This window comes from Paenibacillus sp. NPDC055715 (assembly GCF_053617595.1).
In genome coordinates, this window is the sequence record NZ_JBSHGA010000002.1 from 209,504 (window position 1) to 230,266 (window position 20,763).

Annotated in this window: 21 protein-coding genes and 1 other annotated feature; of the genes, 18 read left to right on the forward strand and 3 right to left on the reverse strand. The window is 49.3% G+C overall.

The features are described from left to right. Window positions 1-111 precede the first annotated feature (111 nt). Together ACWGOO_RS05330 and ACWGOO_RS05335 are read left to right on the forward strand one after the other, a co-directional pair. On the forward strand, window positions 112-1,263 hold the full coding sequence (locus ACWGOO_RS05330) for an iron-containing alcohol dehydrogenase (RefSeq protein ID WP_452481757.1): 1,152 nt from the start codon (window positions 112-114) through the stop codon (window positions 1,261-1,263). A gap of 157 nt (window positions 1,264-1,420) precedes the next feature. Next, on the forward strand, window positions 1,421-2,137 hold the full coding sequence (locus ACWGOO_RS05335; RefSeq protein ID WP_452481758.1) for a metal-dependent hydrolase: 717 nt from the start codon (window positions 1,421-1,423) through the stop codon (window positions 2,135-2,137). Window positions 2,138-2,232: 95 nt separating this feature from the next. Here the strand turns inward: ACWGOO_RS05335 and ACWGOO_RS05340 are convergent, their stop codons facing one another. Next, window positions 2,233-3,312, reverse strand: a complete 1,080-nt coding sequence (locus tag ACWGOO_RS05340; protein ID WP_452481759.1) for a M42 family metallopeptidase — start codon at window positions 3,310-3,312, stop codon at window positions 2,233-2,235. A gap of 185 nt (window positions 3,313-3,497) precedes the next feature. On the opposite strand from ACWGOO_RS05340, the gene spoVAC reads away from it, so the two are divergent. From spoVAC to ACWGOO_RS05415, 15 genes are all read left to right on the forward strand, one after another. Beyond that, complete coding sequence (gene spoVAC / locus ACWGOO_RS05345; RefSeq protein ID WP_452481760.1) at window positions 3,498-4,004, forward strand: stage V sporulation protein AC; 507 nt, start codon at window positions 3,498-3,500, stop codon at window positions 4,002-4,004. After that, window positions 4,001-5,023, forward strand: a complete 1,023-nt coding sequence (gene spoVAD, locus ACWGOO_RS05350) for a stage V sporulation protein AD (RefSeq protein WP_452481761.1) — start codon at window positions 4,001-4,003, stop codon at window positions 5,021-5,023. The genes spoVAC and spoVAD overlap by 4 nt, the downstream gene beginning before the upstream one ends. Next, window positions 5,020-5,370, forward strand: coding sequence for a stage V sporulation protein AE (gene spoVAE, locus ACWGOO_RS05355; RefSeq protein WP_014282555.1), 351 nt, complete (start codon window positions 5,020-5,022; stop codon window positions 5,368-5,370). The genes spoVAD and spoVAE overlap by 4 nt, the downstream gene beginning before the upstream one ends. A gap of 227 nt (window positions 5,371-5,597) precedes the next feature. Further along, window positions 5,598-6,557 (forward strand): AAA family ATPase, encoded by a 960-nt coding sequence (locus ACWGOO_RS05360; RefSeq protein ID WP_452481762.1) that lies wholly within the window; start codon window positions 5,598-5,600, stop codon window positions 6,555-6,557. Window positions 6,558-6,560: 3 nt separating this feature from the next. Beyond that, window positions 6,561-7,808, forward strand: a complete 1,248-nt coding sequence (locus ACWGOO_RS05365; RefSeq protein ID WP_452481763.1) for a DUF58 domain-containing protein — start codon at window positions 6,561-6,563, stop codon at window positions 7,806-7,808. Continuing rightward, window positions 7,805-9,997 (forward strand): transglutaminase TgpA family protein, encoded by a 2,193-nt coding sequence (locus tag ACWGOO_RS05370; protein ID WP_452481764.1) that lies wholly within the window; start codon window positions 7,805-7,807, stop codon window positions 9,995-9,997. The genes ACWGOO_RS05365 and ACWGOO_RS05370 overlap by 4 nt, the downstream gene beginning before the upstream one ends. Window positions 9,998-10,169: 172 nt before the next feature. Further along, window positions 10,170-10,700 carry a YqeG family HAD IIIA-type phosphatase gene (locus ACWGOO_RS05375; protein ID WP_452481765.1) on the forward strand — a complete coding sequence of 177 codons (531 nt, stop codon included), beginning with the start codon at window positions 10,170-10,172 and terminating at the stop codon, window positions 10,698-10,700. Further along, on the forward strand, window positions 10,693-11,820 hold the full coding sequence (gene yqeH, locus ACWGOO_RS05380; RefSeq protein ID WP_452481766.1) for a ribosome biogenesis GTPase YqeH: 1,128 nt from the start codon (window positions 10,693-10,695) through the stop codon (window positions 11,818-11,820). The genes ACWGOO_RS05375 and yqeH overlap by 8 nt, the downstream gene beginning before the upstream one ends. A 105-nt stretch (window positions 11,821-11,925) precedes the next feature. Continuing rightward, window positions 11,926-12,795: a shikimate dehydrogenase gene (gene aroE / locus ACWGOO_RS05385; protein ID WP_452481767.1), complete on the forward strand. Its 870-nt coding sequence runs from the start codon at window positions 11,926-11,928 to the stop codon at window positions 12,793-12,795. A gap of 68 nt (window positions 12,796-12,863) precedes the next feature. After that, window positions 12,864-13,160, forward strand: a complete 297-nt coding sequence (yhbY, locus tag ACWGOO_RS05390; RefSeq protein WP_452481768.1) for a ribosome assembly RNA-binding protein YhbY — start codon at window positions 12,864-12,866, stop codon at window positions 13,158-13,160. Window positions 13,161-13,177: 17 nt separating this feature from the next. Continuing rightward, window positions 13,178-13,768 (forward strand): nicotinate-nucleotide adenylyltransferase, encoded by a 591-nt coding sequence (gene nadD, locus ACWGOO_RS05395; RefSeq protein WP_452481769.1) that lies wholly within the window; start codon window positions 13,178-13,180, stop codon window positions 13,766-13,768. After that, window positions 13,752-14,348 (forward strand): bis(5'-nucleosyl)-tetraphosphatase (symmetrical) YqeK, encoded by a 597-nt coding sequence (yqeK, locus tag ACWGOO_RS05400; protein ID WP_452481770.1) that lies wholly within the window; start codon window positions 13,752-13,754, stop codon window positions 14,346-14,348. The genes nadD and yqeK overlap by 17 nt, the downstream gene beginning before the upstream one ends. After that, window positions 14,345-14,692: a ribosome silencing factor gene (gene rsfS, locus ACWGOO_RS05405; RefSeq protein WP_452481771.1), complete on the forward strand. Its 348-nt coding sequence runs from the start codon at window positions 14,345-14,347 to the stop codon at window positions 14,690-14,692. The genes yqeK and rsfS overlap by 4 nt, the downstream gene beginning before the upstream one ends. Then, window positions 14,689-15,597 (forward strand): CvfB family protein, encoded by a 909-nt coding sequence (locus ACWGOO_RS05410; RefSeq protein WP_452481772.1) that lies wholly within the window; start codon window positions 14,689-14,691, stop codon window positions 15,595-15,597. Before rsfS ends, ACWGOO_RS05410 begins: the two co-directional genes overlap by 4 nt. A gap of 3 nt (window positions 15,598-15,600) precedes the next feature. Continuing rightward, on the forward strand, window positions 15,601-16,374 hold the full coding sequence (locus ACWGOO_RS05415) for a class I SAM-dependent DNA methyltransferase (RefSeq protein ID WP_452481773.1): 774 nt from the start codon (window positions 15,601-15,603) through the stop codon (window positions 16,372-16,374). A gap of 84 nt (window positions 16,375-16,458) precedes the next feature. Here the strand turns inward: ACWGOO_RS05415 and ACWGOO_RS05420 are convergent, their stop codons facing one another. After that, on the reverse strand, window positions 16,459-16,845 hold the full coding sequence (locus ACWGOO_RS05420) for a tautomerase family protein (RefSeq protein ID WP_452481774.1): 387 nt from the start codon (window positions 16,843-16,845) through the stop codon (window positions 16,459-16,461). A 189-nt stretch (window positions 16,846-17,034) separates the two neighbouring features. Next, window positions 17,035-17,292, forward strand: a binding site (T-box leader). A gap of 61 nt (window positions 17,293-17,353) precedes the next feature. Here ACWGOO_RS05420 and leuS point away from each other — a divergent pair. Next, window positions 17,354-19,792 carry a leucine--tRNA ligase gene (gene leuS, locus ACWGOO_RS05425; protein ID WP_452481775.1) on the forward strand — a complete coding sequence of 813 codons (2,439 nt, stop codon included), beginning with the start codon at window positions 17,354-17,356 and terminating at the stop codon, window positions 19,790-19,792. Here leuS and comER read toward each other — a convergent pair. Further along, window positions 19,773-20,618, reverse strand: coding sequence for a late competence protein ComER (gene comER / locus ACWGOO_RS05430; RefSeq protein ID WP_452481776.1), 846 nt, complete (start codon window positions 20,616-20,618; stop codon window positions 19,773-19,775). The two genes, leuS and comER, sit on opposite strands and share 20 nt — an antisense overlap. Window positions 20,619-20,763: the final 145 nt, after the last annotated feature.

Consider the following 20,763-nt stretch of genomic DNA (forward strand, 5'->3'; position numbering starts at 1 on the left):
ACTGTGCTTTTTTTCGCAGACGTCTGCTGGGTCAGGTGCTAGGATCAAAAGGATAGATATCAGAGAGCAGGAATGACTGGAAAACGATAAGCACAAAGGAGGGGGTTACGTATGGGAACGAACGTCTTTTATGTACCGCCAGTAAACTTGATGGGGATTGGATGCCTTAGAGATCTGGGACCGATGCTGCAAGAGAAAGGATTTATGAAAGCGCTTATCGTGACGGATACATGGCTGCGTCGAAATGGGATTACCGACCGGGTTATTGCTGTTTTGGAGCAGCATGGAGTTCCATATATCGTGTATGACGGAGTGCAACCTAACCCTACCTGTGACAATGTTCACAAAGGAGTTAAGGTATTTCAGGATAACGGATGTGATGTCCTCGTCTCGGTAGGCGGTGGGTCGCCTCAGGATACGGCCAAGGCCATTGGTATCCTAGTCACCAACGGAGGACATATTTCAGAATATGAAGGTGTTCACAGATCTAAACGGCCGTCCGTTCCTATTGTGGCCGTAAATACAACGGCGGGTACTTCCAGTGAAGTCACTATTAACTATGTCATTACAGATGAGAAGCGTAAGGTTAAAATGGTCATGGTTGATAAAAACAGTCTGGCTTCCATCTCCGTAAATGACCCCGAATTAATGGTGGGTAAGCCGGCTGAATTAACTGCCGCGACAGGTATGGATGCGCTTACTCACGCGATTGAGGCGCTGGTTACCCCGGGAGCTTATCCGGTCACAGATGCCACTGCCTTGGCTGCTGTCGAGCTGATATTCCGTTATTTGCCTGATGCTGTGAAGAATGGTCAAAATATTGAAGCAAGAGAAAAGCTTGTATACGCTGTTTTTCTGGGAGGGCTGGCCTTCAACAATGCGGGGTTGGGATATGTACATGCGATGGCTCATCAGCTTGGCGGTGTGTACGATCTTCCGCATGGCGTGTGTAATGCGATGCTACTGCCCTATGTGCAGGAGGCCAATGCGCAGCATGTTCCCCGTAAATTTAGACCTATTGCAAAGGCGATTGGATTTTCGGTCAGAGGGCGAACTGACGAGGAGTGTGCTGAATTTGTCGTGGATGCCATCCGTGGGCTGGCGCAGGAGGTCGGAATCCCGAAACGCCTATCTGAGTTGGGAGTAACAGATCCGGACTTGAATCTGTTAGCCGACAATGCGATGAAAGATGCGTGTGCGCACGGTAATCCATTTCAGCTGACCAAAGAGGAAGTTATCGCACTGTTCCAAAAAATACTCTAAGGCGAATTTTTGACCAGGGCTTTTGGATGATATTCTTAAAAAAGAATAAGCGAACTATTGTTCTCTTTTTGTTTGTCGTATACAATCGAATCATGCTGATTCAAATGGAGTGATGTCGAACTCTGTTGTATGCTGCAACGAAAGGATGTTTTGCACCATGATGGGAAGAGCCCATTTGATTATTGGAACCGGGGTCTCCCTGTCGGTATTAGCCCTGAACGGATACGAAGTGACTCCGGCTACCGTGGCTGCCGCCGTAGTCGGTTCACTGCTACCGGATATTGACGAGACTAACTCTATGCTTGTGAGTCGTGCATTGCCTAACCAAATGCTCAAACTCGTACAGCTTCTGATGATTGGGGCTGCGGGCTGGGTATTTTTTACCCGTATGGCTCCACCGCCCTGGAATCTTGTTCTGGCTTGGCTGATGATCAGCGCTTCCTTTATGCCTTCACGGTCGATGCGAAAGGTTATTATCTTTTTGCTTGGGGTTGGCTTAGCCTGGTATGGGGAAGCGTATACGCCGTGGAATTACATTGCCGGGTGCCTGCTGATTATCTGTACGCTCGTCCCGCACCGGGGATTGACGCATACGGTGTACGGAACGGTTGCATGGACTGCGCTGCTGTACGGTACAACCCGTCTGCACGGTGACAGCATGTGGATGGCGGGCGGCTTGGCGTATCTGCTGCATTTGTTGGCAGATTCCTTGACCCATAACGGCATCAAGCCTTTGCCACCGTTCAAATGGAAGCTGCGATTTAAGTTGATGAGTACCGGAACGCGCAAGGGGGCGCAGGTGGAGAACATCTGCATTGCCTTGACGGCTGTACTTATTATTATCGCCTTGCTTCACTATAAGCATTTGATATGAAGCTCTATTCTGTAACTCTATTAAATTAAAAACAGTCAAAACACGTTATCCGTGTTTTGACTGTTTTTAATAGATTGTATCTTTCTCACAGAACCTTAAGCTCGTTCAATAATCGTATTCAACGTCGTGCGATCCAGGTTTTGCACCAGCTTGACGATCAGCTCTTTGGCTGCATCGTAATCGTCGGTGTGAATAATGGACGAGGAAGTGTGGATGTATCGTCCGCAAATGCCGATGACGGTCGATGGCACTCCAATTCCGCTTAAATGGACCTGACCTGCATCGGTTCCACCTGTGGAGATGAAATATTGATACTTGATCTTGTGCGTTTCCGCCATATCCTGCACGTATTCCACAATCCCGCGATGTGTAATCATACCCGGATCAAATACCCGCAGCAGCGCGCCTTTACCCAAATGTCCATAAGCGTTGGGATCACCGCCCATATCGTTGGCCGCACTGCAATCCAGTGCGAAGAAAATGTCCGGCTGAATCAGATTGGCCGCTGTGCGTGCACCGCGCAGTCCCACTTCCTCCTGAACAGTAGCCCCTGCGTACAGCGTATTAGGAAGTTCGTCCTTTTCCTTATGTAATGCCTCCAGCAGCTCAATCGCCAAGCCTACACCATAGCGGTTATCCCATGCTTTAGCCATGATTTTTTTAGGATTCGCAAGTGGAGTGAATTCACAGATCGGCGCAATGGCTGTTCCAGGTACGATCCCCAGATTTTGCGCTTCCTGACGGCTGTCTACGCCGATATCCAGATACATATGCTTGATGTCCATAGGCTTGCTGCGTTGCGATTCATCCAGCAAATGAGGTGAGACAGAGCCGACTACACCGATAACTGGCCCATTTGGAGTCAGCACTTGAAGACGTTGTGACATGATGGCCTGACTCCACCAGCCTCCAATCGGCTGAAAACGAATCATTCCATTTTCCGTAATGCCGTTTACGATAAATCCGACCTCATCCAGATGGCCTGCCACCATCACACGTGGTCCGCTCTCTTTACCGCGCAGCACGCCGAAAAGGCTACCCAAACGATCTTGCACGATTTCGTCCGTATAACCGGATATCCGCTCTCTAACCCATGACCGCAGCTCTCGCTCATGCCCGGGAATGGAAGGAAACTCCGTTAAGGTTTTAAACAGTTCTAATGTTTTTGATTCCATGATGTTATACCTCACTCCTTATTAATTAACCAGTGGTCGTCATTCATCCAGTATGAATGGATTTATACGGAATGTCCACGATATCATTTTCCTGACATAACAATTCCCTATAAAGCTAATAATGATAAGGACACAATAAATCCGAACCGCCAAGTGCGGAACTTACGAACAAGGGGTGGTGAATGATGCCAACTAAATCCGGGCAAAGCGGTTTTCGTACCAATACGCCGCCGCTGTCCATAAATGAAAAGGATTATCAAAGTATTTCCAAAAAGCACGAACCATCCAGAAAAGTTTTTGCCAACTGTGTGCGGGCTTTTCTGGTTGGAGGTGGCATCTGTGTGATTGGTCAGGCGATTCAGGAAGCTTTCATGGCAGGGATGCACATTTCGGCCAAGGAGGCGGCACCGCCGACCTCATCCATGATGATCCTGCTGGCGGTTATATTGACCTGCTTCGGGGTTTACGACAAGTTTGCCCAATGGGCGGGAGCGGGAACCGCTGTACCGATTACAGGCTTTGCCAACTCGATGTGTTCGGCTGCACTGGAGCATCGTTCTGAGGGGCTGGTGCTTGGTGTAGGCGCGAATATGTTCAAGCTGGCAGGATCGGTTATCGTATTCGGGGTTGTTGCCGCATTCGTTGTGGGCGTCATCTATGCCATTCTCGGAGTGGGAGGCAACCATTTATGAGAAGACAGGGAGGACAAACCTGGAAGTTCGAATCCAGACCGCGCATCGTTGGAAGTGCAACCGTTGTTGGCCCGGATGAAGGAGAGGGGCCGTTGTCCACGGATTTTGACTATATTTATGACAATCTTGAAATTAACGAAAAAACCTGGGAAAAAGCAGAACGCAGATTGTTTGAGCACTCCACTGAGCTGGCGTTAATTAGTGCCAATTTGAACAAAGAGGAAATACAGTTTTTTATCAGTGGTGATCTGATGAATCAAATTACCAGTAGCTCCTTTTCGGCACGCAAGCTCGCGATTCCTTATTTGGGTGTTTTCGGGGCCTGCTCTACGTCGATGGAAAGTTTGGCCTTAGCCGCGCTTATTGTGGATTCAGAGGCGGGCGACTATGTGATGGCGGGTACGACCAGCCATAACTGTACGGTGGAAAGGCAGTTCCGCTACCCTACGGAATATGGATCACAGAAGCCGCCAACGGCTCAGTATACCGTCACAGGCTCTGGCGCCGTAGTGGTGGGACATGCCAAGTCAGGTACAGTGGTAGATTGCGCTACCATTGGGCGTGTAATGGATATGGGTATTAAAGACCCTTTTAACATGGGAGGGGCGATGGCTCCAGCGGCGGCGGACACCTTGTTATCTCATTTTCGAGATACGGGTCGGGACCCTGGCTATTATGACCTCATTGTAACGGGGGACTTGGCCTCGGTAGGGTTACCGATTACCAAGGAGCTGCTAAAAAAGCAAGGCATTGATATGAATCAGACCGAATTTAATGATTGTGGTTTACTGATTTACGATCTGAACAAGCAAAAGCAAGTCATTGCAGGAGGCAGTGGTTGCGGATGCTCGGCTGTTGTAACTTATGGACATCTGTTGAAGCGGATCGAAAAGGGAGAACTTCAGAAGGTACTGGTCGTGGCGACCGGAGCATTGTTATCTCCTTTGTCCGCACAACAGGGGGAAAGTATTCCCTGCATTGCACATGCTGTAGCTTTCGAAGCGGGAGGAAAAATATGATATATCTATGGGCTTTTTTAGTCGGCGGTGCCATTTGTGTCGTGGGCCAGTTGATGATGGATGTCATTAAAATGACCCCGGCACATACGATGAGCACGTTGGTGGTGGCAGGTGCGATTGCGGATGCTGTGGGCATATATGATCCGCTAATTAAATTTGCAGGAGCGGGTGCGACCATTCCAATTACAAGTTTTGGTAATTCACTGGTGCATGGCGCATTGACTGAGCTGGAAAAGGATGGATGGCTTGGTGTCATTACAGGGATCTTTAGTGTGACAAGTGCAGGGATTTCCTCGGCGATTATTTTCTCATTTTTGGCAGCCTTGGTTGTGCGTCCAAAAGGATAAACCACATAAAAGCAACGCACTATAGATTAAAACATACAATTGAACAAGCATAAAAAAATCAGCCCTTCGGATCTGTATGACCGGAGGGCTTTTTATGTACCTGCATACAAAATGCTGCCAAACTGTAGCACTGGCTCGAACATCTGAACAAGGACTCAAGTGTACTCTGTGCCCACCTTCATGTACAATAATAGGAAACATGTTGCTATCTAGGAGGTTTACAGGCTATGCCCGTGCGTCAAGACTCTGTGCAGATTGTATCTGCAATCCGTTCTAATCTGGAATCATGCATATTAGGTAAAACCTTTGAAATAAAATTACTGTTAACGGCTATGCTGGCGGGTGGGCACATTCTGATCGAGGACGTTCCGGGTACGGGAAAAACGCAAATGATCAAGGCTCTTGCCAAATCCATGCGCGGTGATTACCGCCGTGTTCAATGTAATCCTGATATTCTCCCCAGTGATATTACAGGGGTTTCCATATTTCATCCACGGGATGAGCGCTTTTATTTCCGTCCGGGTCCTGTAATGACCCATATTTTATTAGCAGACGAAATTAACCGAGCCACGACGAAAACCCAATCGGCTTTGCTGGAAGTGATGGAGGAGCGCAGTGTAACCGTGGATGGAGAAACGCATATGCTGCCTCATCCTTTTATGCTGTGTGCTACGCAAAATCCGATTGATTTTGAAGGGACTTATATGCTGCCTGAAGCGCAGCTTGATCGTTTTATGCTCAAAATCAGTCTCGGCTATCCGGATATGGAAACCGAGCGGAACATGCTGCTTCGTCATCAGGAGGGGCAGCCGGCAGATCGACTGGAGGCGGTAGCCCATATGGAACAGATTGCCGCGATCCAGGAGGAAATCAGAGAGATGTACATGGACGAGGCAGTTACGTCCTATTTACTTGATATTGTACGTGCGACCAGAGAGCATTCATCGGTACTGCTGGGAGCCAGCCCGCGGGCGGCGCTTGCTTTTGTGATGGCCACCAAGGCGTACGCTTTTCTGGAAAATCGGGATTACGTGCTTCCAGATGATGTGAAAATATTGGCGCCTTATGTGCTGGCGCATCGTTTGCTGCTTCGTCCCGAGGCGCGTCTTGACAGTTCCAACGCCCAGTCTGTGCTTCAGGCTGTCCTTCGGCAGGTGAACGTACCCGTGCGAATGGAGCGTCCGTAGGGAATGAAAATGTTCAAAAGGAAGCGCAGGCTCCTTCGGATGTCAGGCCGCATCTGGCTTCTGATGGTCACATGGGTGATATGTCTGCTATATCTGTTGTTTCAGGGTGGCAAGACGTCAGTCATGCTGTTGTCCATGATTACGCTGCTGGGTATTTATTTATGGATCGTCGGGCTGAGCGGGGTACGCCGTGTTCAGGGTTCAAGGCAGCTTTCGCAAGGCTCAGAATTCGGGGAGCTACTGCATGCGGGAGATCAGGTGCATGTAAAGCTGAGCTTGAGCCTTCCCGGCTTTCTTCCAATTCCGTATATCATTGTTCGCGAGGTACTCAAGCGTCACACAGGCGAATCCTGGTCGTTTGAGGACAGCTTAATCCCCAGCATGAAAGGAAGCGGACAGCTTGCCTTTCAGACTCCTGCGTTGGAGCGGGGAAGCTATTATTTTGCGGAAACCGAGTGTGTGAGCGAGGATATCTTCGGCCTGATGGAGCATAAAGGCAGGTTATACGCACCTAGTGAATTTCGGGTACTGCCCCGCACGGTATTCATTCCCTATTGGCAGTTGAATGATCGTCGCTCGCGGATGTCTGGGCCACAGACCGTCCAGACTCGAACACGGCGCGAAACGACGCAAATTAACGGAGTGAGGGACTATGTATATGGGGACCGTTTTTCACGTATCCATTGGAATGCGACCGCACGTACAGGCAGTTGGAAATCCAAGGAATTTGAGCATGAGACGGTTCCCAAAACGATGCTTGTACTGGACATACATACAGAACATTATGTAAATGCCGATCAGTTTGAGCTGGCCGTATCCTCAATCGCTTCATTGCTGGAATATGGCGGACGGGAGCGAATGGGAGTAGGTCTTTGTACGGCAGGGGAAACAGGTACCGTTTTTCAGCCCAGTGAGCAAATATCGGAACGGCAACGGATGATGCATCATTTGGTGGACATAGACACCACTTCCCAAGGCAGTCTTATGGCTGCTGTAGAAAGCGGTGTGCGGCAATTTCCACAAGGCTGCCATATTGTGCTGATCAGTCCGTTGAAGGGTCATCAGGCGTTGGAGCTTCTTCGCTGGGCCGATACCCGGGGGATGACCCCGTGTCACGTCTATATTGGAGAAGGCTCCAGCGAGGGACAAGCTGAAGAATGGATGAGCATGCTTCGTACAAGAGGCATTCAGGGTTATCATGTTCCGAGTCTTGAAGAGCTTCCAGCTGTGATGGGAGGAGGGACGCTATGAAGAACTGGTTACAATCGCTGAAGGGCTCTTGGACTGCGATTTTTACATTTTTATGGATTATTATTATTGCTATGCAGTGGGTAACCTTTGCTTCAGAACTGTGGCTAAAGGAGACAAGAACGCTTGTATTGGCGACGGTTACGATGCTGGCTCTGGTGAAAATTTTGCTGCAGCTTCGGCCTTGGATTGAATTTATCGTCAAAACGGCGACGTTATTTTTTATTTTGTACCGGACGCTCGTGTCCTACTCGATTATTATTCCTTTCGGGGGTTTTGCTAACCGTCTGGATCAATTTATATCGAATATGTCTCCGTATATCTGGTTTTCACTGATCGCTTGGCTTGTTATTGAGATGCTACCACTCATCGTTACGACGAAGCAGCGCATTCTGGTTTTTGTGGGTATTAATATTGCCGCGCTGGCGGTGCTTGATTCGTTCGCGCCAACCTTGCTTTGGGAAGAAGTCGCATGGATGGTCTTTGCGGGTATGGGTTGGCTGGTGACTCAGCATTTACAGTATTTCCGGCAGCATTATCCTCAAGGATGGAAGCACATTCGCCGCTATCCCTACAAAATTGCAGCGAATATTGCGGTCATTTTTGCTTTAATTATTATGGTTGGCGTGAATATGCCGGAGATAGAGCCGACCTTAACGGATCCTTATACAGCATGGACCCAGCGAAATAGCTCATCTACCGTTGGTATTAACAATGGAGCCGGGGCTATGAATCAGCGGATGAGTACGGCATCGGGCTATAGCAGGCAGGACAATCGGTTGGGCGGGGGATTTAATTTTGACTATTCTCCGGTGATGACGATCACGACCAACCAGCGAAGCTACTGGCGAGGCGAGACGAAGCGAACGTATTCTGGGACGGGCTGGAGTGATACAGGCAACGATGACCAAACGCTGAACGATGTGCCAATGACGGCAGAACTGGAAAATACACAAGAAACACGGCATTCGACCGAGCAGGTCGTTCAGACCATTACGATGCAAAATGATCAGAGCTATCCGGTTTTGTTCGGGGCGTATTCGGTACATCGTGTTCAATCGGTGGACAGGGACTCACGGGCGAACGGGTTGCGTTGGAAACCCGAACAGGCAGAACTGCTTTGGAATTCAGCCTCCAGAAGAACTGCTTATCCGAAAACGTATACTCTGGTGTCACATGTACCTGTGATCCCGGAGAAAGAGCTTCGCAAGAAAACGTTTAATGAGCTGTATGGAAAGAACAAGCAGGAAGCCTATTTGCAAATCCCGAATGAACTGCCGAAGCGAGTGCGTGATTTGGCTCAAAATGTAACGTCATCAGCGAAGACGCCTTATGAAAAGGTCGGACTGCTACAGCAATATTTACAGCGAAATTATGCATATACGAACAATCCGGATCTTTCTCGCAAAAGAAGCAAGGATTTTGTGGATGCCTTTCTGTTTGAGATTCGGGAAGGCTATTGCGATTATTATTCCACTTCGCTGGTTATGATGGCCCGTTCCGTCGGTGTCCCGGCGCGTTGGGTCAAAGGATATGCACCTGGTCAGCAGACGTTTTCGGATGATACAGCAACGGGCGATGATAACGAAAATATGTCTTCCTACTCCGTTACCAACGCGGATGCACATTCCTGGGCGGAAGTGTATCTGGGTGAATACGGCTGGGTTCCTGTAGAAGCCACGCCCGGCTTTGATATGCCATTGCTTACGGAGCAGGAGGATTCGAAGGCACCTGATGCTCCAAAGGTGAAAGATCAGCCTGAACCGGAACAGTCTGCGCAGACACCACAGGCCAATTCGGAGGAAGGCACGGAGATTCATCCGGTAATCATAGCGGCGGCAGTGGCTGTTATCGTACTGTGGGGCGCTTATATCGTATGGCGTAATCGAGCAGATATTCATTTTTATCTGCTGCGTCTGCGTAAAGGAAAGCCGTTGACCCCGGACGAAAAGGTCGTTGTCGAAACTGAGCGCTGGCTACGGTATATGCAGAATAAGGGGTTTGCCCGCACGAGCCACGAGACGCTGAGGGAATCGGTCGGTAGATGGTCAGTTGAATCACCGGAACGTGCTCCAATTCTGCATCTGCTGCTGGAGCTGTTTGAACAAGCACGCTACAGCCCTTCCTCGGTAACTGCCGAGGATTGGCGCAAGGTCCGCCAACAAGCGGCCCTGTTGCATAAGAAAGGTTAGTCCAGACGACAAACTGAACGAAAGGGCTAAACCATTTTACTCGGCTCGAATGCTGCCGATTTATAATCTTTATCATATGCTCTGTAAAAAGCTGTCCGTTTGTTGCGGATAGCTTTTTACTAACCCCTATTAATATGGTATAGTTTGTCGTATGAAACTGAGGTGACCGACGTTGTTTGAAATGCTGATGCCCAAATTACGGGTGAATACCGTCTTTGATATTGATCTTGAAGGCTTGTATGCTCAAGGATATCGCGGCATTATTACGGATTTGGATAATACGCTGGTCGGTGCAAAAGCGCCGAATGCGACTCCCGAGCTGGTGGCCTGGTTTGAGAAGGTCAAACAGGCGGGTTTTAAGCTTGTCATCGTGTCCAACAATAATATGGGACGTGTATCCGTGTTCGCTACGCCTTTGGACATTGAATTTATACATGCCGCACGGAAGCCCTCCAACTCGTCTTTCCGCAGAGCCATCCGTATGATGGGGCTTACCTCGGAACAGACTATTATGGTCGGGGACCAAATGTTGACAGATGTATTGGGTGGCAACCGACTGGGATTGCACACAGTGCTGGTGCTGCCGATATCCATCCATGATGAAGGAGTCATGACCCGCTTTAATCGGCGGCTGGAGCGAATCGCGCTCACAAGGTTACGTAAGAAAGGCTTATGGCTTGAGGAGGAAAAAAAGAATGACTGAAAGACCTGACGGCGGAACTGCTGTCAAATGTAGTGGTTGCGGTATCACGATGCAGACCACTAGTCCGGAGCTTCCGGGATATATTCTGGAAAGATTGCTTACACGCGAGCCTGTCATCTGCCAGCGCTGCTTCCGGATTAAAAACTATAATGAAACGTCTTCAGCAACTGTGGATCAGGATGAGTTCCTGAAACTACTTAGCCAGATTGGGGACAAGGACGCACTCGTCATCCACATTGTGGATATTTTTGACTTTGAAGGCAGTCTAATTTCCGGTTTGCAACGTTTTGTAGGATCTAATCCGGTTGTATTGGCTGTGAACAAGACGGATTTATTGCCTAAGGTAACGAACTGGAACAAGGTCCTGAACTGGGTACAAAAGCAGGCTAAGGAGCAAGGACTTCGCACGGCGGATATCGTTCTGTGCTCGGCCAAAAAAAATCAGGGCTTTGATCGTCTGCTGGACGTGGTTTCCGAACTGCGCGGCAATCGGGATGTGTATGTGGTCGGTGCAACAAATGTTGGTAAATCCACGCTCATTAACCGCTTGATCCGTGATCATAGCGATATGGAGCAGGAGTTAACAACATCCCGTTACCCGGGAACGACGCTGGATATGGTGAATATTCCGCTCGACGACGGTAAGCATATTATTGATACACCGGGTATTGTGTATCCTTGGCGTTTCAGTGAAATCGTGTCCCGACAGGATTTAAGCGCTATTATGCCGGACAAGCCGCTGAAACCTGCTGCTTATCAGTTGGACCCCGGACAAACCCTGTTTTTTGGTGGGATGGCCCGGTTTGATTTTGTAGAAGGTCAACATCAATCGTTCACCTGTTACATTAACGGCGGTCTTAAAATTCATCGCACCAAGCTGGAGCGGGCGGATCAACTGTTCGAAGATCATGCCGGAGAACTATTGTCGCCGCCGACACGTGATCAGTTGGCAGATATGCCGGAATGGACAAGACATGAGTTCCGCATTCCCCGTAAATCTCAATCGGATATCTATATCTCCGGTCTGGGATGGATCAGAGTTAATAGTGAGAACGGGGCTTTGGTAGCGGTTCATGCTCCTCGGGGAATCCGTGTCCTTTTACGGCCTTCGTTGATTTAACGGATGTTGAACCATGTGATAGGGCGGCAAGGAACAGATTCAGGTTCCTGCCGCCGTTCATGTATTTGTGCAGCCTAATATTTTGCGATATGGGGGAGAACGAAGATGAGCAGCGGGGAGTCTGGAGTGACCGAACAAGGTCTTGTATTATTGGGCGTATTGGGTGATCCCATCAAGCACTCCAAATCACCTCTCATGCATAAAGTAGCTTTACAGGCAGCGGGGATAGAGGGAGATTTTGTTCCTCTTCACGTCAAGCCGGATCAGCTGGAGGACGCCATGAAGGGGATTCGGGCTTTCCATTTCCGCGGAGTTAATGTGACAATTCCCTATAAAGTTGAGGTTATGAAGTATTTGGATGAGATTGATGAAGGAGCCAGACTCATCGGCGCTGTAAACACGATTGTGAACGACAACGGGCGACTCAAGGGTTACAATACGGACGGGATCGGCTACGTGCGTTCTCTCAAAGAAGAGACTTCGGTTAAGCTGAAAGGCACAAGAATTGCGATCCTCGGAGCCGGAGGTGCTGCCAGAGGTGTGATTCATGCGTTACTGGAGGAACAGCCGGAATCGGTCATTATTTTGAATCGGACACGCGATAAAGCTGAGCAGCTGGCATTGGAGTGGACGACGGAAGCAATCCCTGTGGCGGGCTATTCTAACGATGAAGCGGAGCGCGTGCTTGCATCGGTGGATGTGCTGATCAATACGACCTCAGTAGGAATGTCTCCTCTATCCGATGAGCTTCCGCTGGAAACGAGTCTGATTCCAGAAGGAATCATTGTGAGTGATTTGATCTACAACCCGTTAGAAACGAGATTTTTGCGCGAAAGCCGTGAACAACGCGGCTGCACCGTGCATGGAGGTTTGGGTATGTTCGTGTATCAAGGAGCGGTGGCTTTTGAGTATTTTATGGGCGTATCCCCTGCTGTAGACGAAATGAGAACCGCTGTGCTGAGAAGCCTGTCGTAAGTCGGATTTTACACTAAAATTATGGAATTGCTGCATGGCATATGTGGTTATGAAGGAGTTAAGTATACATGTTAACAGGTAAACAAAAAAGGTATTTGCGCTCGATGGCGCATCATCTGGACCCGGTTTTTCAAGTAGGAAAAAACGGTACGAACGAGCATCTTATGCGTCACATTAACGATGCAATTGAAAAGCGTGAGCTGATGAAGGTGCAGATTTTGAACAACTGTCTGGATGACAAGCATGAAATTGCGGAGGAACTGGCTGCGGAAACAGGTTCCGAGCTTGTCCAACTCATCGGGAGTACGATTATTTTGTACAAGGAATCTCGTGATAACAAGCAAATCGAGTTGCCTAGAGGATAACACACGGGGAGAAGACTATGAAGATCGGTATTATGGGCGGTACATTTGACCCGATTCATATTGGACATCTGCTGGCTGGAGAAGCGGCAAGGGATGCCTATGCGCTGGACCATGTATGGTTCATGCCTTCCCATATCCCTCCGCACAAGCATCAGGCGGGGGCGAGCGGCACAGAGCGACTGGAGATGACGAGTGAAGCAGTGGCGGGCCATCCTGCTTTTGAAGTGCTGGATATTGAAGTGCTTCGCGGCGGGGTATCTTATACCATTGACACGATCAAAGAGCTTCAGGAGCTGCATCCTGCTGTGGATTTTTATTTTATCATCGGCGCGGATATGGTAAATTACTTACCTCATTGGCAGGGGATTGAGGAGCTGGCACATCGAATTTGTTTTATCGGTGTCCGGCGTCCCGGTTTCCAGCTTGCGCTGAATGAACTGCCGCATTATTTGCAGAACAAGGTACTGCTGGCGGATATGCCGGTGGTAGATATTTCCTCGACGGATATTCGGGAACGTGTTGCGGAAGGGCGCACCATTCGCTATCTTGTGCCTGATCGTGTGCATGACTACATTACAAGGGGCGGTTTGTATGAAGTACAGCCGTGAGCAATTGATGGAGGCCGTATCCGGTCAAATGCCTGAAAAACGCTGGAAGCACACACTGGGGGTCATGCATACCTCCTTGGAACTTGCCAAGCGGTATGGCGCAGACCCGGATAAGGCCGAATTGGCGGCTATTTTGCATGATGTAGCGAAATATTGGCCCGTTCAGCAGATGGAGGAAGTGATTCGTAGTCATCCCGAATGTGACCAGGAGCTTTTGCAGCATGACAAGCAACTGTGGCATTCTGAGGTAGGATATTGCGTTACAGCGAGAGACTATGGGGTGGAAGACCCTGAAATACGGAATGCTATTCGCTGGCATACCTCAGGACGTGTGGGTATGAGTTTGCTGGATAAAGTCGTGTGTCTCGCTGATTACATCGAGCCGGGACGGGATTTCCCTGGGGTCGAGCATATCCGCAAGCAGGCGAAAAAAAGTTTGGAGCAGGGACTTGTAGCAGGATTTGATTCCACGATTTCACTGCTGCTAGAGAAGCAAAAGGTTATTTTTCCGCTGACGGTACTGTCGCGAAATGATCTGATTCAACAACTTAAACAGAGAAAATCGGAGGTTCATGAATGACCATAACTAATGAGAAATTAATGCAAATTACGGTTGAGGCCGCTGAAGATAAGAAGGCCATGAATATTGTAGCCCTTGACTTGCGGGGCGTATCCCTTGTCGCGGATTATTTTGTAATTTGCCACGGTAATTCGGATACCCAGGTACAGGCGATTGTGACGGAAATTCGCAAACGCGCTCATGATGAAGGTACGACAATCAAAGGCATTGAAGGAATGAATTCGGGTCGCTGGGTTCTGATGGACTTGGGAGATGTTGTAGTGCATGTCTTCCATCGCGACGAGCGCGAATACTATAACATTGAAAGACTTTGGTCAGACGCTAAGGTTGTGGAGAAGGTATGAATCTGATTGCTGGTACTTATGTCACGATTATGGTTGATCGTGAGGTATCCCCTTTCGGCTATTTTCTCACAGTTGGCGATCAGGATGTATTGCTGCATTATACGGAGCTGACACGTGAGATCGAGGTTGGAGAACGGCTGGAAGTATTTATTTTTCACGATACAGAGGACCGTTTGGCCGCTACTATGAAAAAGCCGTTTCTGTCGCTTGGCGAACTGGCAAAGCTTCAGGTGGCGGATGTGCATCCGCGTTTGGGTTGTTTTCTGGAAATGGGATTGGGTCGTCAATTGCTGCTGCCGATTCGCGAGTTGCCTGAGAATCGGGATTTGCATCCTCAGGTGGGTGACTACGTCTATGCCATCATGGAGCATGATAAGCAGGGCAGGCTGCGGGCGAAGCTGGCGGGTGAGCAAGAGCTGGCTCCGTTGTCCTTTCATGCACCTGATTCATGGCTAAATATGTGGGTGCAGGCGACGGTGTACAAGCCGCTTCAGATGGGTACGTTTGTCCTGGTGGACGGAGGCGTGCTTGGTTTTGGCGCGATTGGCATGATTCATTCCTCGGAACGCAACCGGATGCTTCGTTTGGGTGAAGAGGTTAAAGTACGGGTCACACTGGTTCGTGAAGACGGTCGGGTGAATCTGGCGATGTCGCCACGCAAGGAAGTGGGCCGTGATGAGGATGCGGATCGGCTAATTGCCTTTCTGAAAGAGCGCCCGGGTGGCGGTATGCCTTATTCCGACGCAACGCCGCCGGATATTATTAAGCAACGGTTCGGTATCAGTAAATCCGCCTTCAAGCGTGCGATGGGCAAGCTGATGAAGGATGGGCTAGTTACACAAAAGGAAAACTGGACCTACCTGGTGGAAAAAATGCCTGAACCGAAGGACGGGAATGGGGAATAAAATTTGGCTTCTTACCGGAAGTTTGCCTATGTGTATGATGAGCTGATGCAGGACATGCCGTACCCGGACTGGCTGCGTTTTGCTCGGCAGGCCTGGAATCAGCATGGTATGCCGCATACGGTGGCTGAGCTGGGCTGTGGAACAGGCTCCATTACGATTCCACTGGTCAACTCGGGCTTCGAGGTAGCTGGCATCGATTTGTCTTCAGATATGCTGGCGGTAGCCCGTCGCAAAATGGAAACAACCACGCAAGGACAGCGTTTGTTCCGTGAGGGCAGCATCCGCTGGATAGAGCAGGATATGAGGGAATGGAATTTACCGGAGCCTGTGGATTCTGTCATTTCTTTTTGCGATTGTCTGAATTACTTGCTGGAGGAAAAGGACATTGCTGCTACTTTTCGCAGAACGTATGCCGGCCTTAAGCCTGGCGGAACCTTTCTATTCGATGTACATCATCCCCAGACGTTTGTGCGTTACGATGAGGAGCAGCCCTTTGTACTGGACGAGCACTCCATCTCATATATCTGGACTTGTGCGTTGGACACTTCGCGCTGTGAAATTGAGCATCATCTCAGCATTTTTGCGAGAGCAGAAAATGAAGGACGTGATGTATATCAGCGGTTCGAAGAAATACACGTGCAGCGTGCCTACGACCCGGACTGGATGAAGACGGAACTGTCCAAAGCCGGTTTTCGCGATGTGAAGGTATATGCGGACTTTGAATGGGTAGAAGCAGTAGATGACGCAGCCAGATTATTTTATGTTGCTGTAAAATAGCGAATCTTCATCAAGCGAATATAGAAAAAGAAAGACGCTTTTCATGATGACATGAAGGGCGTCTTTCTGCATAAGAGATTCAAATTATATATTTACTTTATAGTTCAGTTGAAGTTCATCACCCGGTACACCGCGAATGCCCCAATTCTGTTTCGGTGTCTCAAATATAGTAATTTCAAGATCCTGCGGGGCAATGCCTAAATCGTTAATTTTTTGAAATAGCAGCTGGATGAGGTGCTTTTTAGCCTCTGTTGTTCTGCCTTCAAACACACTAATTTCAATAATGGTGTATGCCTCCGAGCGATCGTGGGTAAATACGAAGTCTTCCTGATTCATAGGGAAAAAACGATGAAACCTTTTGTCGGGGGGATATTGGAACGCATCCACCACAGCGGAATGAATCACATCTGAAAGTTGCTCCTTAATCGGATTCAGGGCTTCTTTTATTCCGTAAATTTTAATTTGTGCCATATCTCATCTCACCTTTCTCATCTCATCTCAACTCATCTCAACTCATTTCAATCTGGCTCGTAGTTATTATAAAATATTTCTCTCCGTGTGTCATGAAGCAAACGAATGAAGTTGGTGTTTAGCACCAAATGTAGTCCTTATTTGACTTTTTTCGCGGTTTTCAATATAATAGTGCCATTATTAACGGTTAAACAATCGCTGATGAGGAATAGTAGTTTTGTCTGGACATGTAGAGAGCCGGCGGATGGTGCAAGCCGATTGACAGTGCAAAGTGAACTCGCCTCGGAGATATGCGCCCAACGCAGGAATGCCCTATACAGGTGCTTGTACCCTGTTATTAACCCGCATCGGATCACCTCCGTTATCAGGTGCAAAGGGAGTAGAGGGCGAAGCACGCTTTCTGCTAACTAGGGTGGTACCACGGGAATATAACCTCTCGTCCCTAGCGCTGACACGCTACGGGATGCAGAGGTTTTTTTGTTGCATACCGTTTGAGGAGGAAATGACAATGACAGACACACAGCCGAAGCACGGCTATCAACCGCAAAGTATTGAACCAAAATGGCAGAAATATTGGGATGAGAACAAAACGTTCCGTACCGGGGAAGAGCCGGACAAACCGAAGTTTTATGCTTTGGATATGTTCCCGTACCCGTCTGGAGCTGGTCTGCATGTAGGCCACCCGGAAGGATATACGGCAACGGATATTGTTTCACGGTATAAAAGAATGCGCGGCTACAACGTATTGCATCCGATGGGTTGGGACGCCTTCGGTCTGCCTGCCGAGCAACATGCGCTGGATACGGGAGAGCATCCACGTGAAATTACGGTGAAAAATGTAAATAACTTCCGCCGTCAAATTAAATCACTCGGCTTTTCATACGACTGGGATCGTGAAATCAGTACAACAGACCCCGATTATTACAAATGGACACAGTGGATTTTCATCCAGCTGTATAAGCGCGGTCTGGCTTATGTAGCTGAAGTGCCTGTGAACTGGTGTCCTGCATTGGGAACGGTGCTGGCGAATGAAGAAGTAATTGACGGCAAGAGTGAGCGTGGCGGTCATCCGGTTATCCGCAAACCGATGCGTCAATGGATGCTGAAAATTACGGAATATGCGGATCGTCTGCTGGACGATTTGGAGGAGCTGGATTGGTCCGAAAGCATTAAGGATATGCAGCGGAACTGGATCGGCAAGTCTACAGGGGCAGAGGTTCATTTTCCGATTGAGGGCCATGACAAGCAACTGACGGTATTTACAACTCGCCCGGATACGCTGTTCGGCGCAAGCTACTGTGTGCTGGCTCCTGAGCAGGAATTGGTGGATGTTATCACTACACCTGAGCAAAAGGATGCCGTAAATCAATACCGTGAACAAGCTGCCCGTAAAAGCGATCTGGAGCGCACGGATTTGGCAAAGGATAAAACGGGTGTCTTCACAGGCGCTTATGCAGTGAATCCAGTGAACGGTGAAAAGCTGCCGATCTGGATTGCCGACTATGTGCTGGCTGGCTACGGAACAGGCGCGATCATGGCTGTACCAGGTCACGACACACGTGACTGGGAATTTGCGAAGCAATTCGGGCTGAATATCATTGAGGTTGTCCAAGGTGGGGACGTGGCTAAAGAGCCATACACCGAGGATGGTCCGCACGTCAATTCAGGCCCGCTGAATGGACTTACGAATGAGGAAGCCATTCCGAAGATGATTGAATGGTTGGAAGCCGAGGGTAAAGGGCAAGGAAAAGTGACGTACCGCTTGCGCGACTGGCTGTTCAGCCGTCAACGCTATTGGGGCGAGCCGATTCCGGTGATTCATCTGGAAGATGGAACGATCAAAACAGTTCCTGAGGATCAACTGCCACTCGTGTTGCCGGAAATGGATAACATCAAGCCTTCAGGCACAGGGGAGTCCCCATTAGCGAATGCGACGGACTGGGTAGAAACCATTGATCCCGAGACGGGCTTGAAAGCACGCCGCGAGACGAACACCATGCCGCAATGGGCGGGAAGCTGCTGGTATTACCTGCGCTATATTGATCCGCACAATGATAAAGAGCCTGTATCCAAGGAGAAGCAGCGCGAATGGCTGCCTGTGGATCTGTACATCGGCGGAGCGGAACATGCAGTTCTTCACTTGCTGTATGCCCGTTTCTGGCACAAGGTGCTGTATGATATCGGCGTTGTAGAAACGAAAGAGCCTTTCTACAAGCTGGTCAACCAAGGTATGATTCTGGGCAACAATAATGAAAAAATGAGTAAATCACGCGGTAATGTCATCAACCCTGACGATATTGTGAATACGTTTGGCGCCGATACGCTACGCATTTATGAGATGTTTATGGGGCCGCTGGAAGCGACCAAGCCATGGAGCGAAAATGGGGTTGAGGGAGCGCATCGTTTTCTGTCCCGCGTATGGCGCCTGTTCGTTTCCGAGAATGGCAGCCTGAACGATAAAATTACAAATGAAGGCGGCAGTGATGAGTTCAATCGGACTTGGCATAAAACGCTGAAAAAAGTAACTGAGGATCTGGATGCGCTGCGTTTCAATACGGCGATCAGCCAACTGATGATTTTTACCAATGATGCATACAAAGCAGACCGTCTGCCGCGTACAGCAATGGAAAACTTCGTGCAAATGCTGTCGCCGCTTGCACCGCATCTGGCCGAGGAACTGTGGCAGCTGCTGGGACACAGCGAAAGCATTACCTACGCGGCTTGGCCTGCTTATGATGAAGCATGGACGGTGGATGCCGAGGTCGAAATTGTGGTGCAGGTAAACGGTAAAATCGTGCAGCGTGCGACGATTGCCAAGGACCTTGACGCCAAAGCGATGGAGGCATTCGCGCTGTCGCTGGACAACGTTCAGCAGGCGCTGGCTGGTAAAACGGTCCGCAAGGTGATTGCTGTTCCAGGCAAACTGGTCAATATTGTTGCGGGTTAATCGGCTTTAAGCCAAAGGAGGCGTCTATCTTTTGCATGTCCTCCTCATACTTGTTGTGCGTAGCCCGTATCAGCTCGGGGAAGACACTGTGCAGGCTGATGTCCAGCAGTGCGAGGGCTTCAGCAGTAATACCTCCGGGAACTGCTACCCTTGTCTGCAACTCGGCTGGTGTCATTCCGCCCTCCGTAAGCAGCTTTCCTGTGCCGATAATCATTTCACCAGCCAGGGCGCATAGCTCCGTACGGTCTATACCTGTGGCCTGAACCGCAGCATGAATCCACTGGTCTATAAAAAAGGCTAGGAAAGCAGGGCCGCAGCTGGAAAAATCCGACGTAATACGCGTATGGTATTCCTTAACCCGAATCGGCCTGCTAATGTGGGACATAAGCTCTTCCAGAAGGGAGCGATCCTCCTCTGTAATCCGGCTGCCATGGATGCATAGTGAGGCTCCGCTGCCTACCTGGTGGGTAATGCTGGGAATAATTTTGGACACTTTGGCTTTCAGTGAATGCTCCAAGATACGTATCTGTACCGGACTTGTAATAGAAACGACGATTTGCTCTTCTGTAATGACGTTGCGTATTTCATCCGTTACGGTTTTTGATTCCAGCGGCTTCACGCAGATAAACAGGATGTCGCTATCCGCTGCCGTCTCACGGCTGGTTTGGGCTGCATGCAATCCTGGATAACGGTGGGCCAACTCGGCTACCTTGGAATACGTTCGATTGCTTGCTGATATTTGCTGTGGCTTAAGTGCGCCCGAATGAATAAAAGATTCAATCAGCAGACTTCCCATGCTGCCAGTCCCGATAAATCCAACTTTCATCGTTCAACGTCCTCCTTTCATACTTTGCGGTATAGACGCTGTCATTCTTCTTAGTGTATGCACCCGGTCTTGGCCGACATGACGAATTTTGTGTCTGAGCATGTTAGATCGTGCCCAAGGTCGTACCTCTCTTCGGAAAATGGCT

Coding starts and splice junctions, on each gene's coding strand:
- ACWGOO_RS05335 (WP_452481758.1), top strand. CDS start 1,421: ATGATGGGAAGAGCCCATTTGATTATTGGAACCGGGGTCTCCCTGTCG.
- nadD (WP_452481769.1), top strand. CDS start 13,178: ATGAAGATCGGTATTATGGGCGGTACATTTGACCCGATTCATATTGGA.
- ACWGOO_RS05360 (WP_452481762.1), top strand. CDS start 5,598: ATGCCCGTGCGTCAAGACTCTGTGCAGATTGTATCTGCAATCCGTTCT.
- aroE (WP_452481767.1), top strand. CDS start 11,926: ATGAGCAGCGGGGAGTCTGGAGTGACCGAACAAGGTCTTGTATTATTG.
- ACWGOO_RS05420 (WP_452481774.1), bottom strand. CDS start 16,845: ATGGCACAAATTAAAATTTACGGAATAAAAGAAGCCCTGAATCCGATT.
- leuS (WP_452481775.1), top strand. CDS start 17,354: ATGACAGACACACAGCCGAAGCACGGCTATCAACCGCAAAGTATTGAA.
- yhbY (WP_452481768.1), top strand. CDS start 12,864: ATGTTAACAGGTAAACAAAAAAGGTATTTGCGCTCGATGGCGCATCAT.
- yqeK (WP_452481770.1), top strand. CDS start 13,752: ATGAAGTACAGCCGTGAGCAATTGATGGAGGCCGTATCCGGTCAAATG.
- spoVAE (WP_014282555.1), top strand. CDS start 5,020: ATGATATATCTATGGGCTTTTTTAGTCGGCGGTGCCATTTGTGTCGTG.
- ACWGOO_RS05370 (WP_452481764.1), top strand. CDS start 7,805: ATGAAGAACTGGTTACAATCGCTGAAGGGCTCTTGGACTGCGATTTTT.
- ACWGOO_RS05365 (WP_452481763.1), top strand. CDS start 6,561: ATGAAAATGTTCAAAAGGAAGCGCAGGCTCCTTCGGATGTCAGGCCGC.
- ACWGOO_RS05330 (WP_452481757.1), top strand. CDS start 112: ATGGGAACGAACGTCTTTTATGTACCGCCAGTAAACTTGATGGGGATT.
- spoVAD (WP_452481761.1), top strand. CDS start 4,001: ATGAGAAGACAGGGAGGACAAACCTGGAAGTTCGAATCCAGACCGCGC.
- yqeH (WP_452481766.1), top strand. CDS start 10,693: ATGACTGAAAGACCTGACGGCGGAACTGCTGTCAAATGTAGTGGTTGC.
- spoVAC (WP_452481760.1), top strand. CDS start 3,498: ATGCCAACTAAATCCGGGCAAAGCGGTTTTCGTACCAATACGCCGCCG.
- comER (WP_452481776.1), bottom strand. CDS start 20,618: ATGAAAGTTGGATTTATCGGGACTGGCAGCATGGGAAGTCTGCTGATT.
- ACWGOO_RS05410 (WP_452481772.1), top strand. CDS start 14,689: ATGAATCTGATTGCTGGTACTTATGTCACGATTATGGTTGATCGTGAG.
- ACWGOO_RS05340 (WP_452481759.1), bottom strand. CDS start 3,312: ATGGAATCAAAAACATTAGAACTGTTTAAAACCTTAACGGAGTTTCCT.
- rsfS (WP_452481771.1), top strand. CDS start 14,345: ATGACCATAACTAATGAGAAATTAATGCAAATTACGGTTGAGGCCGCT.